We start from the raw sequence: 15,120 nt of genomic DNA on the forward strand, positions 1-15,120 counted from the left end.
CCGTGAAAACTACAATCCGAGGATGCTCGCTCAACGCACCCTCAAATCCCTGACCAAGGCGGTCGGCGTCGGCCTGCACAGCGGTCAGCGCGTTGAGTTGACGCTGCGTCCCGCCGCCCCCGACACCGGCATCGTGTTCCGGCGCGTCGACCTGCCCGAGCCCGTGGACATCCCCGTCAACGCGCTCGCCGTCAGCGACACCCGCCTGGCCTCCACCATCTCCAACGGCGGCGCCAAGGTGCATACCATCGAGCACCTCATGAGCGCCTGCGCCGGCCTGGGGCTGGACAACCTGCTCATCGACATCACCGCCGAAGAGGTGCCCATTCTCGACGGCTCCTCCGCTTCTTTCGTCTACCTGCTGCAAAGCGCCGGCATCGTGGCCCAGAACGCGCCCAAGCGCTTCATCCGCATCGTCGAGCCCGTCGAGGTGCGCGAGGGCGAGGGCCGCGGCCTCAAGTGGGCGCGGCTCGACCCGTACCACGGCTACAAGCTCAGCTTCGAAATCGAGTTCGACCACCCGGCCGTGAACGCCTCCGGCCAGCGCGTGGAATTCGACCTGGGCAGCGGCAACTACGCACGCGAGATCGCGCGCGCCCGCACCTTCGGCTTCACCAGGGACGTGGAGATGATGCGCTCCCACGGCCTGGCGCTGGGCGGCGGGCTGGACAACGCCATCGTCATGGACGACGTGAAGGTGCTCAACGCCGACGGCCTGCGCTACGGCGACGAATTCGCCAAGCACAAGATCCTCGACGCCATGGGCGACCTGCACATCGTCGGCAAGCCGCTGCTGGCCGCCTACAGCGCCTTCCGCAGCGGCCACGCCATGAACAACCAGTTGCTGCGCGCGCTGCTGGAGCGGCCGCAGTCCTATCAGATCGTGAGCTTCAGCAACGAGCGCGAGGCGCCGCAGGGCTTCGCCCAGGTCGCGCCGGCCTGGTGAAGCGGGCCAGCGCATGCTGCTGTTCCGCTGGACCGTCCTGCTGCTGCTGATCGCAGCGGGCGTGTGTTTCGCGTTCTACATCGGCACCGGCCAGGCGCGCTACCGCCAATGGGGCCTGGTGATCCTCAAGTGGACGGTGATCGCGGCCCTGGGGTTCTTCGCGGTGTTGGCGCTCGAGCGGCTGCTATGAGCGCGCCGGCCCCGACGACGCTTTCTCAGGGCCGGCCCTTCACCCGACACCGCCGTCCCGCGCCGTCGCGCTCCTCGAAGGTTTCCCTTGCGCGTTGCGCGATGTGGGGCTCCGGGTCTTTGGCCAGGTCCAGCAGCGTGGGGCAGGACAGGCGGGGATTGTTCAGCAGCGTCAGCTTGTCCGTGCCGGATCCGCTGGCCAGCACGAAGGCCTCGATCTCCGGTGTGAGCTGCGGGCTGCGCGCCAGTTGGTAGCCCAGCAGCGACGACCCCCGGCCGCTGCGCGCGATCGCCATCAGCAGCGCCGCGGGCGCATTGGGGTTGCCCGCAATGGCGGCGCCGGCATGCCCCTGACGGTACAGCGTCCACAGCTCCTCGGCCTGCCAGACCGGTGAGGCCAGGGCAGCGTCGCGCACCAGCGCGCTCGGGTCTGCGAACAGGCGCAGCAGTGCGGCCCGGGGCAGGCTGGGGTGGGGGGCGGTGTACTGGCGCACGCCGATGTCGGGGTCGCCCGCCAACGCGACGAGTGTGTCGGCCGGGGTAGCCGGATTCATGGCCACGTAGGCGCGCGTGTCCCGCGAGGGCGACCGGGCCAGATCGGCGAGCAGCTCGGGCGCGATAGGCTGCCGCTGCAGGAAGTTGTACTTGTCGGATTCGCTGACGTCGGGGCGGGTGGCCAGGTAGCGTTCGGCGCCTTCCCGGGGCCGGCGCGGCCCGAGCCAGGGGTCGAAGGCGTCGTTGATGCAACCCGCGAGAGCGCCCGTCAGAACGAGGCCCGACAGCCACCGCCGGCTGCAATTTCGCCAATGGGTCATGGGGTGCTCCAGAAGCTGTGGCCCGCGCCACCCGGGCCGATCCTGCTCCGGCGCGCAAGGCCATACGCCCGGGGGGAATGCGCGCCGGTGTTAGCATGCCCGATGCTCATGAAGACCGACCCTGACCAGACCCCGGCCACGCCGCCTTCCGGCGACGAAGGCGTGCCCGTGTCCGTCAAGATCCGCGAACGCCTGAAGGCCGCGCGCCAGCGCTTTCACTCCAACGACAACATCGCCGAGTTCATCGAGCCCGGCGAGCTGGAGAAGTTGCTCGACGAGGTCACCGAGAAGATGCAGGGTGTGCTCGAGTCGATGGTGATCGACACCGAGAGCGACCACAACACGGGCAACACCGCGCGCCGCGTGGCCAAGATGTACCTGAAGGAGGTCTTCGCGGGCCGCTACGTCAAGGGTCCCTCGGTCACCGAATTTCCCAACGCCGAGCACCTCAACGAGCTCATGATCGTGGGCCCGATCACGGTGCGCAGCGCCTGCAGCCACCATTTCTGCCCGGTCATCGGCAAGCTGTGGATCGGCGTCATGCCCAACGAGCACACCAACGTCATCGGGCTGTCCAAGTACGCTCGCCTGGCCGAGTGGATCATGGGCCGTCCGCAGATCCAGGAAGAGGCGGTGATCCAGCTCGCCGATCTGATCCAGGAAAAGACGCAGCCCGACGGCCTGGCCATCGTGATGGAGGCCAGCCACTACTGCATGGCCTGGCGCGGCGTGAAGGACATGAACAGCAAGATGATCAACTCGGTGATGCGCGGCGTGTTCCTCAAGGACGCCAACCTGCGCCGCGAATTCCTGGCCCTCGTTCCCCGCTGAACCACTTTCCGCAAAGAAGCCCACCATGCTGGTCCGCCTGCTCTATGTCAGCCGCGCCGTCGACAAGGACCCCAAGGCCATCGACAGCATCCTGGAGTCCTCCCGCCAGCACAATCCCTCCCACGGCATCACCGGGGTGCTGTGCTACGGCGGCGGCATCTTCCTGCAGGCCATCGAGGGCGGTCGCCGGGCCGTCAGCCAGCTCTACAACCAGATCGTGGCCGACCCGCGCCACCAGGACGTGGAGCTGCTGCACTACCAGGAAATCACCGAGCGCCGTTTCGGCGGCTGGACCATGGGCCAGGTCAACCTCGCCAAGCTCAACGCGTCCATCGTGCTCAAGTACTCCGAGCGCCCCGAGCTGGACCCGTACGCCGTGTCGGGCGAGGTCTCGCTGGCGCTGCTCGAAGAGCTGATGGCCACGGCCAGCATCATCGGCCGCGCGTGAGCGGGTGTCGCTCGACGCCTTCCTGCTCGTCCTGCTCGCGGGCCTGATCCACGCCGGCTGGAACATCGCCGCCAAGCACGCGGGCGGCGACACGCGCTTCGCCTGGTTTTCCTCCGCGCTGATCGCCGTCATCTGGGCGCCCGTGGGCTGGTGGTTCGCGCGCACCGAATTGCCGCGCTGGGGCGCTGCCGAATGGGCCATGGTGGTGGCCAGCGGCGTCATCCATGTCTTTTACTTCACCACGCTGCTGCGCGGCTACCGGCGCGCCGACCTCACGGTGGTGTACCCGCTGGCGCGCGGCAGCGGCCCGCTGATCACGGCGCTGGTGGCGGTGCTGTTCCTGGGGGAGCGGATCAGCGCACTCGGCGCGGCGGGCATCGCGGCGGTGGTGGGCGGGGTGTTTCTCATCGCCGGCGGGCCCGGCCTGTGGCGCGCGGCGCACGACCCGGCGGCGCGCGAGCGCGTGCACCGCGGCTTGTACTACGGCGCGCTCACTGGCCTGTCCATCGCGGCCTATTCGGTGGTGGATGGCTACACGGTCAAGGTGTTGCTGGTGTCGCCCATCGTGCTGGACTACATGGGCAACCTGGTGCGCCTGGTGCTGTTCTCGCCGCGCGTGCTGCGCGACCGCGCCGAGGCCTGGCGCCTGTGGCGGCTGCAGTGGCGCCACGCGCTGCTGGTGGCGGTGTTCAGCCCGGTGGCCTACGTGCTGGTGCTGTTCGCCATGCAGCGCGCGCCGCTGTCGCATGTGGCGCCCGCGCGCGAAGTGTCCATGCTGTTCGCCGCGCTGATCGGCGGGCACTTGCTGCGCGAGGGTGACCGCGGCGTGCGCCTGCTCGGGGCGTTGTGCATCGGGCTGGGCGTGGCGGCGCTGGCCCTGGCCTGAGAAGCGGGGCATGGACTTCACGCTGCTCGGCTGCGATTTCACCAGCGCGCCCACGCGGCGCAAGCCCATCGTGCTGGCGGTGGGCCGCGCGGAGCGGGGCCGCGTGGTGCTCGGCGGCATCGAGCGCTTCGAGTCGCTGGACGCCTGGGCCGAACGGCTGCGCGCGCCCGGCCCCTGGGTGGGCGGCTTCGACCTGCCCTTCGGTCTGCCGCGCGAACTCGTTCAGGCCCTGGGCTGGCCCCTGGACTGGCGTGGCTGCATGTCGCACTACGCCGCTTTGCCGCGCGCGGCCATCCGCGAGGCCTTCGCGGCGTTCTGCCAGGCCCGACCCGCGGGCGGCAAGTTCGCGCACCGCGCCACCGACGGCCCGGCCGGCTCCAGCCCGAGCATGAAGTGGGTCAACCCACCGGTGGCCTTCATGATGCACGCGGGCGTGCCACGCCTGATCGCCGCTGGCGTGCACCTGCCCGGCCTGCTGGACGGCGACCCCCAGCGCGTGGCACTGGAGGCGTACCCGGGCCTGCTGGCGCGCAGCGTGCTGGGTGCCACCTCCTACAAGAGCGACGACAGGGCGAAGCAGACCGGCGAGCGCCTGATCGCGCGCAAGACCCTCATCAACGCGCTGGAGAACGGCCAGGCACCGCTGCTGCAGACCGCGGGCCTGCGCCTTCGGCTCACGCACGCGCAGCGCGACGACCTGGCCGACGACGCCAGCGGCGATCGCCTCGACGCGGTGCTGTGCCTGCTGCAGGCTGCCTGGGCCCTGCAATGCCAGCGCGCGGGCGATGCGCGCTGGGGGCTGCCGGCGTTCGACCCGCTCGAAGGCTGGATCGTCGGCTCCTAGAATGCCCGACATGGCCGAAGCACCCCCCCTCATCGACCCGCCCCCGTTGCCGCGCGATCTGCGCTTCGCCTTCGTCGAGGCCTCCTGGCACGCCGACATCGTCCAGCGCTCGCGCGACGCCTTCTTCGCCGAGATGGCGCGCGCCGGCTTCGGCCCCGAGACCATCGACGTGTTCGACGTCGCTGGCGCCTTCGAGATCCCGCTGCACGTGCAGCGCCTGGCGCAATCGGGGCGCTACGCGGCCGTGGTGGGCAGCGCGCTGGTGGTCGATGGCGGCGTGTACCGGCACGACTTCGTCGCCGACACCGTGGTGCGCGCGCTGATGGACGTGCAACTGAAGACCGGCGTGCCCGTGATCTGCGCGGTGCAGGCGCCACACCACTTCCACGAACACGTGGAGCACCGCAAGTTCCTGCAGCAGCACTTCGGCGCCAAGGGCACCGAGGCCGCACAGGCGCTGCTGAGCACGGTGGCCAGCCTGCGCGGCCTGGACGGACGGCGGTAAGAAGCCGGTGCCCACGGCGACCGACGGACGTACCGACAGGAGTCGCGATGAAACGTTTCCTCTGGCTGACGCTGTCCCATGGCCTGGTGCTCGCCCTGGGCTTCGCCGCCGGCATTTACACGCTGCCGCTGCTGGTCGCACCCGCGGCGCCCGACGCGCAGCAGGTCGGCCAGGCCAGTGAAGGGGCGCTGTTCACCGGCCTGTTCCGTCGCGACCTGAAGGACAGCGACCCGCTGCACTGGGGCGAGGGCGAGGTCAGCGTGGGCGCCACGCGCATCACCCTGCGTGGCCGGCTCGCGCCGGGCCCCGATTACCGGCTCTACCTGTCGCCCGAGTTCGTGGAAACCGAGGCCGACTTCGCGCGTCTGAAACCGCGCATGCAGCAAGTGGGCCCGGTCAAGACCTTCGAGAATTTCATTGTCGAACTTGCACCTGGCGTGGAGCCGGCGCGCTACAACACGGTGATCGTCTGGTGTGAAACCTTCCAGCAGTTCATCACGGCCGCGCGGTACCGGTGACATGCGTCTATCAGGCGGCGTCGCCGGGGGTGTCGTCGCCGCACGCCGGTCCGGCGCCGGCCCCGGGCTGGTGCATCATCGGGCCTTCCCAACGCGGTAACGGAGCCACCATGAATCTCGCCAAAGTCGTCGGTATCGTCCTCATCGTGGCGGGGGCCATCGGCCTCGTCATGGGCGGCTTCAGCTACACCAAGGACACCGAGGCCGTGAAGCTCGGCCCGGTCGAACTCTCGGTGAAGCAGAAGGAAACCATCAACGTGCCCGTGTGGGCGGGCATTGGCGCCATCGCGGTGGGCGTGGTGCTGTTGGTCATGGGCGGCCGCAAGGGCTGATGCGGCGCCTGGCGGGGGTGGCGGCCGGCGCGCTGCTGGTCGGCGTCACCGCGTCGTCTGGGGCCGACGAGTCGGTGTACGCGGCGCGCGTGATGCGCGTGTTCGACGCCGACACCGTGTGGGTGCAGCCCGACACGGGCGGGCGTTGGCGCAAGCTGCGGCTGGACGGCGTGGACGCCCCCGAAATCTGCCAGGCCATGGGTGTGGCCGCGCGTGATGCCCTGGCGGCGCGGCTGCTGGCACAGGCCGTGACCGTGCGCGAGCGCGCCCACGACAGCTATGGCCGGGGGCTGGTGGTCATCGAGCGTGAGGGTGAGGACGTGAACGCCTGGCTGGTGCGCACCGGCTGGGCCTGGGCCTCGCGTTGGCGGGGGCAGGGGGTCTATGGGAAGGATGAGGACCGCGCACGCGATGCGCGCCGCGGCCTATGGGCGACAGGAGAAGCGCCCGAGACGCCGCGCGACTTCCGACGCCGCCATGGACCTTGCGAGCCGCCCTGGCCCGCGCCGGCCTCAGTGGCCCGCTGAGCCGTGGCCTGACCCGCAGACCGGGCAGGCCGGATCGCGCTGGAGCGCGACCTCGTGAAAAGCCAGGTCGCGGCCGTCGACCATGAGCAGGCGGCTGGTGAGCCGCGAACCCAGGCCCGAGAGGATCTTCAGCGCCTCGGCCGCTTGCATGGTGCCCACGATGCCCACCAGCGGGGCAAACACGCCCATGGTGGCGCAGCGCACCTCGTCCACGGCCGCGTCGGGCGGGAACACGCAGGCGTAGCAGGGGGCCTCGGGCTGGCGCGCATCGAACACGCCGACTTGGCCATCGAGGCGGATGGCCGCACCCGACACCAGCGGTTTGCGGTGGCGCACACAGGCGCGGTTGACCATCTGGCGCGTGGCGAAGTTGTCGCAGCCGTCGATCACCACGTCGGCCGTCGGCACCAGTGCGTCGAGCAAGGCGTCGTCGGCGCGCTGGCGAATGGCGTTGACCTGCACGTCGGGGTTGATGGCGGCGATGGCCTCGCGCACGGAGTCGGCCTTCGGCCGGCCCACGCGCGCCAGGTTGTGTGCGATCTGGCGCTGCAGGTTGGTTTCGTCGACCGTGTCGTGATCGATCACGGTGATGCGGCCCACGCCCGCGCTGCCCAGGTAGAGCGCCACCGGAGAGCCCAGGCCGCCCGCTCCGATGAGCAGCGCGTGCGAGGCCAGCAGGCGCTCCTGGCCTTCGACACCGAGTTCGTCGAGCAGGATGTGGCGCGAGTAGCGCAGCAGTTGGGCGTCGTTCACGCGGTCTCGCGCGAGGGAAGGGCAGGCCGGCACGCGGCCTGCGGGGCTCAGTTCTCTTTCTTCTCTTCGGTGCGCACGGTCTGCGACTTGCTGATCACCACCGGCTGACCCTTGAGCTGGTTGAGGGCCTGCATGAGCTGGAAGTCCTTGTCGCTGCCGAACTCGGGCACCAGGCGCTGGCCGGGGTTCTTGCGGGCTTCCTCTTCGAGCTTTCTGCGCGCCGCCTCACGGGCTTCCTCGCGCTTCTGCTCGGCTTCCCGCTGAGCGTCCGTCATGGGGCCGTGCGGGGTGCTCCCGAGGCTGTTGTTCAGATCGGCCTCGCGCGTGCGCAGCGCGGCAAACAGGTTGCCGTCGGCGGTTTCGTCCACCATCACGTTGGGCACGATGCCCTTGCCCTGGATGGACACGCCCGAGGGCGTGTAGTAGCGCGCGGTGGTGAGCTTGAGGCCGGTGTCGGGGCCCAGCGGGCGAACGGTCTGCACCGAGCCCTTGCCGAAGGTCTGGCTGCCCATGATCGTGGCGCGCTTGTGGTCCTGCAGGGCGCCGGCCACGATTTCGCTGGCCGAGGCCGAGCCTTCGTTGACCAGCACCACCATCGGCACGCGCTTGTAGAAGCCCTTGGTGTTCTCGGTCAGGCGGCGGATCGGGTCGTTGCCGCCACGGCGCAGGTAATGCTGCGGAATGGCCTTGTAGATGAACTGGCTCTCGGCGAGCTGGCCGTTGGTGGACACCACGGTCACGTTCTCGGGCAGGAACACGGCCGACAGACCCACGGCCGCGTCGAGCAGGCCGCCCGGGTCGTTGCGCAGGTCGAGCACCAGACCCTTCATGTTCGGATCGGCGCGGTAGAGATCTTCCAGCTTGCGCGTGAAGTCCTCCATGGTGCGCTCCTGGAACTGCGAGACACGCACCCAGGAATAGCCCGGTTCGATCGTGCGCGACTTGACGCTGACGGTCTTGATCTCTTCGCGCGTGATGGTGACGGTGAAGCTGCGGTCCTCGTCCTTGCGCAGGATGCTCAGCAGCACCTTGGTGCGCGGCTCGCCGCGCATGAGCTTGACCGCCTGGTTGATGTCCAGGCCCTTGACGGCGGTGTCGTCGATGCGGGTGATCAGGTCGCCGCTCTTGAGGCCGGCGCGGAAAGCGGGCGAGTCCTCGATGGGCGAGACCACCTTGACCAGTCCGTCTTCCATGGTGATCTCGATGCCCACGCCCACGAAGCGGCCGCTGGTGCCCTCGCGAAATTCCTTGAAGGACTTCTTGTCGAAGTACTGGGAGTGCGGGTCGAGGCTGGCGACCATGCCCGAGATGGCGTCCGAGATGAGCTTTTTCTCGTCCACCGGCTCCACATAGTCCGTCTTGACCATGCCGAACACGGCGGCCAGTTGCTGGAGCTCTTCCAGCGGCAGGGGGTTGAGCGTGTTGCGCGCCACCGCCTGCAGTTGCACCGTGGTGAGAGCACCCGCCACCGCGCCAATGGCCACCCAGCCAACGGTCCTGAGCCTGGATCCGACCCGCTTCGTCATGGAATCACCTTTGCAATCTGCCCAACAAGGGCCCTTGACCCTGCGGCGGGCCAATATACACCTTGGAGAATGGGCCTTCGTGAGGGTTCCCCGCCGGCCGGCGGCGGTTTTGCACGCCCCGGCGGGTGCGGGCCCGGGGACTCAGGCTTTACCCTGATTCGCCACCGCGGCGGCGGCCTTGGCGGCGGCCTCGGCGTCGCCCAGGTAGTAGTGGCGGATCGGCCTGAGCTGCGCGTCCAGTTCGTACACCAGCGGAATGCCGTTGGGGATGTTCAGCCCCACGATGTCGGCGTCCGAGATGCCGTCCAGGTACTTCACGAGGGCGCGAATGCTGTTGCCGTGCGCGGCCACCACCACGCGCTTGCCCGACTGGATGGCTGGCGCGAGCGCCTCGTTCCAGAAGGGCATGACGCGGGCCACGGTGTCCTTCAGGCATTCGGTCAGCGGCACTTCCTCGGGCTTGAGGCGGGCGTAGCGGCGGTCGCTGCGCTCGCTGCGCGGGTCGCTCGCCTCCAGCGCGGGCGGAGGGGTGTCGTAGCTGCGGCGCCAGACCAGCACCTGCTCATCGCCGTATTTGGCGGCCATGTCGGCCTTGTTCAAGCCCTGCAGGGCGCCGTAGTGCCGCTCGTTCAGCCGCCAGTTCTTGACCACGGGCAACCAGGTGCGGTCCATGCCGTCCAGCACGTGCCACAGGGTGTGAATGGCCCGTTTGAGCACGCTGGTGTATGCGATGTCGAAATCGTAGCCCTCGGCCTTGAGCAGGCGGGCGGCTTCCCGGGCCTGCGCCACGCCGGTGGGGGTGAGGTCCACGTCGGTCCAGCCGGTGAATCGGTTTTCGAGGTTCCAGGTGGATTCGCCGTGGCGGATCAGGACGAGCTTGTGCATGGCGGAGTGCGGGGCGGCGGGCGCCGGAAAGGTCGGAAACCGCGCATTTTAGAATCGCGGCCTTTCCCACCAAGGTATCACCGTGAGCTTCTTCATCGAGAACTGGGTCCTGATCGCCGTGGCGTTCGTCTCGGGCGCCCTGCTGGTGTGGCCGGCCGTCAAGGCCGGCGGCAGAACCGGCACCCTCAACGCCAACGACGCCGTGACGTTGATGAACCGCCAGAAGGCGGTCGTGATCGACGTCTCCGAGGCCAAGGAATTCGCCGAGGGCCACATCGTCGGCGCGAAGAACGTGCCGCTGGACGAGCTGGAAACCAAGCTGCCCGCCGTGGTCAAGAACAAGGCCCTGCCGCTGATCTTCGTCTGCCCGAACGGCGCGCGCGCCAACCGCGGCGTGGCGGTGGCCAAGAAGCTGGGCTACGAAAACGCCCAATCCCTGACCGGCGGCATGGGTGCCTGGCGCACCGCCGGCCTGCCGGTGGAGAAAGCCTGATCATTCAGGTTTTGCCCCGGCGAGCACGCGTATGTCCAAGGTCACCATCTACTCCAGCGATTACTGCCCCTACTGCCACCGCGCCAAGGCCCTGCTGCAGGCCCGCGGCGTCACGGACTACGAGGAGATCGTGGTGGACGGCCGGCCCGACTTGCGGGCCCGCATGACGCAACTGGCCGGGCGCACCAGCGTGCCGCAGATCTTCATCGGCGACACCCACGTGGGCGGCAGCGACGACCTGCACGCGCTGGACGCGCGCGGCGGCCTGGTGCCGCTGCTGCAGGCGGCCTGAAGCGCTGCCAATCTGTCATGGGCGGCTGACATAATCCGCCGTTGCGCCCGCTGAGGGTTCTCCCCGGCGGGCTTTTTCATTTCCCGACACACCCGAGACGCACCATGGCCGACACCGACACGCCCGTTTTCCAGATCCAGCGCATCTACCTGAAAGAGGCCTCGCTGGAGCAGCCCAACTCGCCGGCCATCCTGCTCGAGCAGGAGCAACCCACGGTGGACATCCAGCTCGGCGTGGACGCCCAGCCCGTGGCCGAGGGCGTGTTCGAGGTGCGCGTCACCGCCACCGTCACCACCAAGATCAAGGACAAGACCGTTTTCCTGGTCGAGGCCCGGCAAGCCGGCATCTTCGAGATCCGCAACCTGCCCGACGAGCAGATGGGCCCGATCATGGGCATCGCCTGCCCGCAGATCGTCTATCCCTACCTGCGCGGCAACGTGGCCGACCTGATCCAGCGCGCCGGCTTCCCGCCGGTGCACCTGGCCGAAATCAACTTCCAGGCCATGTACGAGCAGCAGCAGGCCGGCCAGGACACGGCCGAGGCGCCGCGCATCATCACCTGACCCCCGGCGGATGGGTTTCGCCTCTCCCTCGCACACCGTGGTGCTGGGCGCCGGCGCCTGGGGCACGGCGCTGGCCATCTCGGCCGCGCGACACGGATCCACCCGCGTGAGCCTGTGGGCGCGCGACCCGGCGCAGGCCATCGCGATCGACCGCGAGCGCGAGAACCGGCGCTACCTGCCGGGCCTGGCCCTGCCCGAGGGCTTGCGCGTGGTGTCCGGCGAGGCCGCACCCTGGGTGGCCGACGCCGACCTGGTCATCGTGGCCACACCCATGGCGGCGCTGCGGAGCTGGTTGAACGAACTGCGCGGCCTGGCGGTACCCGTGGCCTGGCTGTGCAAGGGCTTCGAACGCGCCGCCTCGCCCGGCGCGCCCGGCCTGCTGGGTCACGAGATCGCCGCTGCCGTGGCGCCCGGCGTGAGCACCGGCGTGCTCAGCGGCCCGAGCTTCGCTCAGGAGGTGGCGCGCGGCCAGCCCACCGCCCTGGTGGCGGCGAGTGCACACGCCGAGGTCCGCGACGCCCTGGTGGCCGCTTTCCACGGCCCCACACTGCGCGTGTACGCCAACGACGACGTGCCCGGCGTCGAGGTGGGGGGCGCGGTGAAGAACGTGCTGGCCATCGCCACGGGTCTGTGCGATGGGCTCAACCTGGGCCTGAACGCACGCGCCGCGCTGATCACGCGCGGCCTGGCGGAGATGACGCGCCTGGGCCTGGCCCTGGGCGCGCGCGCCGAGACCTTCATGGGGCTGTCGGGTCTGGGCGACCTGGTGCTGACCGCCACCGGCGACCTTTCGCGCAACCGGCAGGTGGGACGACTGCTGGCCAAGGGGCAGACGCTGGACGAGGCGGTGGCCTCGCTGGGTCACGTGGCCGAGGGCGTGTACAGCGCGCACACCGTGGCGCAGCGCGCGCGCCAGCTCGGGGTGGACATGCCCATCACCGAGGCGGTGGTGGAACTGCTCGAAGGGCGGCTGCGGCCCGATGAGGCGGTCGCCGCGCTGATGGGGCGTGACCCCAAGACCGAAGGGCTCTAGGCAATCGGCGCACGGGTCGATGGCATCGAGCCGTCGGCGACGCGCGCGGTGGCGGCGCCCAGCGGCCCGCAGATCACGGGGCTTTGACGTCGGCCAGGCGCCGGAACCTGGCGCCTGGTGGCAGCACTTAACGCCGCCATTGCAACGGTCAACTCTTAGCCATGCACCCCTCCGGTCGCCTGCGTTCGACATCAGCGCCTGCGCGTCTCTCCGATCATCGTGTATCGCAGTCTGCCGATCCGGCGCCACGGATCTTCGTGCCAGCGGTGTCCCGGGACGACATGTCCCTGGACACGCGCGAGGCGTTCGAGCGCGGCCTGAACCACTTCTCTGCGTTCGCTGACGCCTACTCGGCAGACGACGTGCACAGCCAATGGCTGTGCCTGTTGCAATTCGCCGTCCTCGTGGGCGACCAGGATGACCTGCTGGTGTTGTTGAAGGCGGCGCATGGGACGCTGGCGAGGCCTGTCGCCATGCGTGTGCTGCTCGCCACGCTGGATTTCGTGCCACACGCCTACCAACGCCTGTCCCCGGGTGCCGCGGAACGGCTGCTACGACAGTGCCTGAGCTGGGCCGGTTCACACGCCGATGGCGATTGGTGGCATCTGCTGGAGCGGTTCCGCCAAGTCTGCGTGCCTTTGCCCAAGCCTGTTGAATCCGGGCTGAAGTGGATGCTGCTTCGCCTGCTGGGGGTCAATGTCGGCGCTGTCTCGCCTCAGGCGCTGATGCGGTTGACCATGGCCTTCGGTGTCGGCCCGCTGTGCGGCGATGTCGCTGCCGCTTCCTCACGCGTTGGCGGAAACCTCCCGCTCGCGCCCGAGTCCCCGTTCACGAAACTGCCGCAGGACGTGCAACGGGTCATCCTTGCGTGGGTCTTGGAGGACCTGGTGTCCGTGCAGAGGTATGGCAAGGGGTTGATGAGCGTTTGCAAGGGGATCAACGCCCTTGCAGCCCCGTTGCTGCAGTCTTTCGAGGAAACATTGCCCCACTACTGGTGTGATGCCTCCCGGTTGAAGGCGTCCCCGCGTGCGTCCGTCCTCGGGTGGGTGGCCGTCATGGCTCGCCGCATTTTTGAACCCTTGCAGCAATGCTGGCCATCGGAGACGAATGCTGTCGAGCAGTCAAAGTGGAACGCATTGGTCAACTCCATGCGGAGCGAAACCCACAAGATGGCCTGGGCGGTATGCCAGCTGCAGAACGCCGAGCAGATGGGTGCCGCAATGACGGCGCTGTTCGACGGGATCCGCGAACACGAAAAGGGGCCGAACTACCTCCACGATCTGCCCGACACCTTTGCGCAGATGGTGTGTCTGGCAGCAGCGGACGCATCGCATTTCGGCGCACTGCTGGCGACGCTGCTGAAGTGCATCGACAACTGGAGCGTCGAAGCCAGCTTCTTCAATGGCATATGGCTTCATGTCGAGGCTTGTGCGCCCGCGGATGTCCGAGACGCGTTCGATCGGCGGAGGAAGGCGGCGCTCCAGGAGAACGAGCCACCCGGGTTCTTGTACGCAAAAATTCTGGACATCCTGTCGCCAGCGCAGGGCTTTGGCGCCCTCAGGTCTCTGAGGTCGCTTCTTGGCGGCACATCCCTGTCGTGGCTGCAACTGATAGGCAAGACGCACCAGGCATCCGAGGCGAAGGCTTGTGGTCTCGTCGAATCGGCTTCGTGGTGGGACTACGCGCAAACCGAGGTGGCGCAGTTTTTGTGGCATTTGCACAAGGCCTTGCCGCGCCAGGCCCCCGTGCCGGTCGCCGTGTTCGAGCACGTTCCCCTGAAGCTGTTGCGCCAGGCGTTCACGGTGTTGGAGCCGACGCTGCGCCAAGCCCTGCTTCGGCGGCCAGCGGTGTTCTCCGGGAGCGGAGGGTGTCTGCAATTGCCGCTGTTGTGCGACTACTGCCTGGATGAGGCCATCGATCCGGACAGCCGCATGGCGTTCTTGCGATGGTGGGTGGCGGCGCAGGAACCCGAAGCGGTCTCCGGTTGGGGTGCGCTCGCGCTCCAGTGGGTGGTACCACCTCAGGAGCCCAGTGACGAGTACGTGTTCCGGCGCGCCCAGGGGGGCGAAAGATTCCAGGCTGGCATCAGCGAGGTCCGGTCGCTCTTGGCGCTGGGCATGTGGAGCGACAGCCAGTTGCGGGCGTGGTTGACGCAGTTGTTGTTTCGGGCGACCGGTGCCGCGGATATCGACCAGGTGCTTGCATTGGCGGAGCAGCAGCTGCCCAAGCCGATCCACAAGGACTTTTGGCTTCAGGTGCTCGATTGGATGCCCCTCATCTGCGAAGACGACCCGGCCATGCCGGGTCCGTTGCAGGTGTGCCTGGCGGCCATCCAGAGCTTCCCTGAAGACGACCAACTGGAGTTGCTGACGGCATTCTCCGAGGCGAGTGTGCTCCTCCCCCTGCCCACAGCCCTGTGGATGTGTCTGGTTCTGCGTCAGCAATGTGGCGAGGCGGGCTTCTCGGTGACCCTGCTTCAGAGATTGCGCGTCGAGCAGCTCAAAGTGCTGGAGGCGCACTTTCACGACATGCGCATGACGAAGGGCTGGACCTTGGCTGAGGAAGCGCTCCAACGCCTCGACGCTGAGTTTGACAAGACGGATGGGATCGTCGACGCGGCGCTCATCGGCGAAGCACTCTCCGAATTCCGCGATCGCGCCATTCGGCCTGCCGCTGACGGCACGGACAGCGATTGAACGTCTGCCCGGCAGGCGCGCTGGTCCACAACACGCCC

The 15,120-nt window shown here is 68.5% G+C and carries 19 protein-coding genes; 15 read left to right on the forward strand and 4 right to left on the reverse strand.

Annotated features, from left to right (window positions below; genetic code table 11):
• Positions 1 to 22: 22 nt before the first annotated feature.
• Together lpxC and GTO19_RS17545 are read left to right on the forward strand one after the other, a co-directional pair.
• Positions 23 to 946, forward strand: a complete 924-nt coding sequence (gene lpxC, locus GTO19_RS17540; protein WP_291020353.1) for a UDP-3-O-acyl-N-acetylglucosamine deacetylase — start codon at positions 23 to 25, stop codon at positions 944 to 946.
• Between the two features lie 13 nt (positions 947 to 959).
• Complete coding sequence (locus GTO19_RS17545) at positions 960 to 1,136, forward strand: hypothetical protein (RefSeq protein ID WP_009520413.1); 177 nt, start codon at positions 960 to 962, stop codon at positions 1,134 to 1,136.
• A gap of 25 nt (positions 1,137 to 1,161) precedes the next feature.
• On the opposite strand, the gene GTO19_RS17550 is transcribed toward GTO19_RS17545, so the two are convergent.
• Complete coding sequence (locus tag GTO19_RS17550; RefSeq protein ID WP_291020355.1) at positions 1,162 to 1,950, reverse strand: hypothetical protein; 789 nt, start codon at positions 1,948 to 1,950, stop codon at positions 1,162 to 1,164.
• A gap of 102 nt (positions 1,951 to 2,052) precedes the next feature.
• Here GTO19_RS17550 and folE point away from each other — a divergent pair, with 102 nt between their 5' ends.
• The 8 genes from folE (at position 2,053) to GTO19_RS17590 (ending at position 6,841) form a co-directional block, all read left to right on the forward strand.
• The gene (folE, locus tag GTO19_RS17555) at positions 2,053 to 2,781 is read left to right on the forward strand and encodes a GTP cyclohydrolase I (RefSeq protein ID WP_291020357.1); all 729 of its coding nucleotides are present in this window, start codon (positions 2,053 to 2,055) and stop codon (positions 2,779 to 2,781) included.
• 25 nt (positions 2,782 to 2,806) lie between these two features.
• On the forward strand, positions 2,807 to 3,229 hold the full coding sequence (locus GTO19_RS17560; RefSeq protein ID WP_009520410.1) for a BLUF domain-containing protein: 423 nt from the start codon (positions 2,807 to 2,809) through the stop codon (positions 3,227 to 3,229).
• Between the two features lie 4 nt (positions 3,230 to 3,233).
• Entirely contained in the window at positions 3,234 to 4,115 is an 882-nt protein-coding gene (locus GTO19_RS17565; RefSeq protein WP_291020360.1) for an EamA family transporter, read from the forward strand.
• A gap of 10 nt (positions 4,116 to 4,125) precedes the next feature.
• Positions 4,126 to 4,959, forward strand: coding sequence for a DUF429 domain-containing protein (locus tag GTO19_RS17570; RefSeq protein ID WP_291020362.1), 834 nt, complete (start codon positions 4,126 to 4,128; stop codon positions 4,957 to 4,959).
• 1 nt (position 4,960) lies between these two features.
• Complete coding sequence (locus GTO19_RS17575; protein WP_291020364.1) at positions 4,961 to 5,464, forward strand: 6,7-dimethyl-8-ribityllumazine synthase; 504 nt, start codon at positions 4,961 to 4,963, stop codon at positions 5,462 to 5,464.
• A 47-nt stretch (positions 5,465 to 5,511) separates the two neighbouring features.
• Positions 5,512 to 5,982, forward strand: a complete 471-nt coding sequence (locus GTO19_RS17580; RefSeq protein WP_291020366.1) for a DM13 domain-containing protein — start codon at positions 5,512 to 5,514, stop codon at positions 5,980 to 5,982.
• Between the two features lie 110 nt (positions 5,983 to 6,092).
• The gene (locus tag GTO19_RS17585) at positions 6,093 to 6,314 is read left to right on the forward strand and encodes a hypothetical protein (RefSeq protein ID WP_291020367.1); all 222 of its coding nucleotides are present in this window, start codon (positions 6,093 to 6,095) and stop codon (positions 6,312 to 6,314) included.
• The gene (locus GTO19_RS17590; protein WP_291020369.1) at positions 6,314 to 6,841 is read left to right on the forward strand and encodes a thermonuclease family protein; all 528 of its coding nucleotides are present in this window, start codon (positions 6,314 to 6,316) and stop codon (positions 6,839 to 6,841) included. The genes GTO19_RS17585 and GTO19_RS17590 overlap by 1 nt, the downstream gene beginning before the upstream one ends.
• Here GTO19_RS17590 and GTO19_RS17595 read toward each other — a convergent pair.
• The 3 genes from GTO19_RS17595 to gpmA form a co-directional block, all read right to left on the reverse strand.
• Positions 6,827 to 7,594 carry a molybdopterin-synthase adenylyltransferase MoeB gene (locus GTO19_RS17595; protein ID WP_291020371.1) on the reverse strand — a complete coding sequence of 256 codons (768 nt, stop codon included), beginning with the start codon at positions 7,592 to 7,594 and terminating at the stop codon, positions 6,827 to 6,829. The genes GTO19_RS17590 and GTO19_RS17595 overlap by 15 nt on opposite strands.
• Before the next feature lie 47 nt (positions 7,595 to 7,641).
• The gene (locus tag GTO19_RS17600; protein ID WP_291020373.1) at positions 7,642 to 9,120 is read right to left on the reverse strand and encodes a S41 family peptidase; all 1,479 of its coding nucleotides are present in this window, start codon (positions 9,118 to 9,120) and stop codon (positions 7,642 to 7,644) included.
• Between the two features lie 141 nt (positions 9,121 to 9,261).
• On the reverse strand, positions 9,262 to 10,005 hold the full coding sequence (gene gpmA, locus GTO19_RS17605; protein ID WP_291020375.1) for a 2,3-diphosphoglycerate-dependent phosphoglycerate mutase: 744 nt from the start codon (positions 10,003 to 10,005) through the stop codon (positions 9,262 to 9,264).
• Between the two features lie 82 nt (positions 10,006 to 10,087).
• On the opposite strand from gpmA, the gene GTO19_RS17610 reads away from it, so the two are divergent.
• The 5 genes from GTO19_RS17610 to GTO19_RS17630 all read left to right on the forward strand — a co-directional run bounded on the left by GTO19_RS17610 (position 10,088) and on the right by GTO19_RS17630 (position 15,082).
• Entirely contained in the window at positions 10,088 to 10,498 is a 411-nt protein-coding gene (locus GTO19_RS17610; protein WP_291020377.1) for a rhodanese-like domain-containing protein, read from the forward strand.
• Between the two features lie 31 nt (positions 10,499 to 10,529).
• Positions 10,530 to 10,790, forward strand: a complete 261-nt coding sequence (gene grxC, locus GTO19_RS17615; RefSeq protein ID WP_291020379.1) for a glutaredoxin 3 — start codon at positions 10,530 to 10,532, stop codon at positions 10,788 to 10,790.
• Positions 10,791 to 10,894: 104 nt separating this feature from the next.
• Positions 10,895 to 11,353, forward strand: coding sequence for a protein-export chaperone SecB (gene secB, locus GTO19_RS17620; protein ID WP_291020381.1), 459 nt, complete (start codon positions 10,895 to 10,897; stop codon positions 11,351 to 11,353).
• Positions 11,354 to 11,363: 10 nt separating this feature from the next.
• Positions 11,364 to 12,386, forward strand: a complete 1,023-nt coding sequence (locus GTO19_RS17625) for an NAD(P)H-dependent glycerol-3-phosphate dehydrogenase (protein ID WP_291020383.1) — start codon at positions 11,364 to 11,366, stop codon at positions 12,384 to 12,386.
• Between the two features lie 281 nt (positions 12,387 to 12,667).
• Positions 12,668 to 15,082 (forward strand): hypothetical protein, encoded by a 2,415-nt coding sequence (locus tag GTO19_RS17630; protein ID WP_291020385.1) that lies wholly within the window; start codon positions 12,668 to 12,670, stop codon positions 15,080 to 15,082.
• The last annotated feature ends 38 nt before the right edge of the window (positions 15,083 to 15,120 follow it).

The organism is Hydrogenophaga sp. (assembly GCF_011772445.1).
Classification (GTDB): Bacteria; Pseudomonadota; Gammaproteobacteria; order Burkholderiales; family Burkholderiaceae_C; genus Hydrogenophaga.

What these genes read in the sequence shown, in the direction of transcription:
- GTO19_RS17585 (WP_291020367.1), top strand. Translation starts at nt 6,093, where the DNA reads ATGAATCTCGCCAAAGTCGTCGGTATCGTCCTCATCGTGGCGGGGGCC.
- gpmA (WP_291020375.1), bottom strand. Translation starts at nt 10,005, where the DNA reads ATGCACAAGCTCGTCCTGATCCGCCACGGCGAATCCACCTGGAACCTC.
- GTO19_RS17545 (WP_009520413.1), top strand. Translation starts at nt 960, where the DNA reads ATGCTGCTGTTCCGCTGGACCGTCCTGCTGCTGCTGATCGCAGCGGGC.
- GTO19_RS17580 (WP_291020366.1), top strand. Translation starts at nt 5,512, where the DNA reads ATGAAACGTTTCCTCTGGCTGACGCTGTCCCATGGCCTGGTGCTCGCC.
- GTO19_RS17590 (WP_291020369.1), top strand. Translation starts at nt 6,314, where the DNA reads ATGCGGCGCCTGGCGGGGGTGGCGGCCGGCGCGCTGCTGGTCGGCGTC.
- GTO19_RS17600 (WP_291020373.1), bottom strand. Translation starts at nt 9,120, where the DNA reads ATGACGAAGCGGGTCGGATCCAGGCTCAGGACCGTTGGCTGGGTGGCC.
- lpxC (WP_291020353.1), top strand. Translation starts at nt 23, where the DNA reads ATGCTCGCTCAACGCACCCTCAAATCCCTGACCAAGGCGGTCGGCGTC.
- GTO19_RS17560 (WP_009520410.1), top strand. Translation starts at nt 2,807, where the DNA reads ATGCTGGTCCGCCTGCTCTATGTCAGCCGCGCCGTCGACAAGGACCCC.
- GTO19_RS17625 (WP_291020383.1), top strand. Translation starts at nt 11,364, where the DNA reads ATGGGTTTCGCCTCTCCCTCGCACACCGTGGTGCTGGGCGCCGGCGCC.
- GTO19_RS17575 (WP_291020364.1), top strand. Translation starts at nt 4,961, where the DNA reads ATGCCCGACATGGCCGAAGCACCCCCCCTCATCGACCCGCCCCCGTTG.
- GTO19_RS17550 (WP_291020355.1), bottom strand. Translation starts at nt 1,950, where the DNA reads ATGACCCATTGGCGAAATTGCAGCCGGCGGTGGCTGTCGGGCCTCGTT.
- secB (WP_291020381.1), top strand. Translation starts at nt 10,895, where the DNA reads ATGGCCGACACCGACACGCCCGTTTTCCAGATCCAGCGCATCTACCTG.
- GTO19_RS17570 (WP_291020362.1), top strand. Translation starts at nt 4,126, where the DNA reads ATGGACTTCACGCTGCTCGGCTGCGATTTCACCAGCGCGCCCACGCGG.
- grxC (WP_291020379.1), top strand. Translation starts at nt 10,530, where the DNA reads ATGTCCAAGGTCACCATCTACTCCAGCGATTACTGCCCCTACTGCCAC.
- GTO19_RS17630 (WP_291020385.1), top strand. Translation starts at nt 12,668, where the DNA reads ATGTCCCTGGACACGCGCGAGGCGTTCGAGCGCGGCCTGAACCACTTC.
- folE (WP_291020357.1), top strand. Translation starts at nt 2,053, where the DNA reads ATGCTCATGAAGACCGACCCTGACCAGACCCCGGCCACGCCGCCTTCC.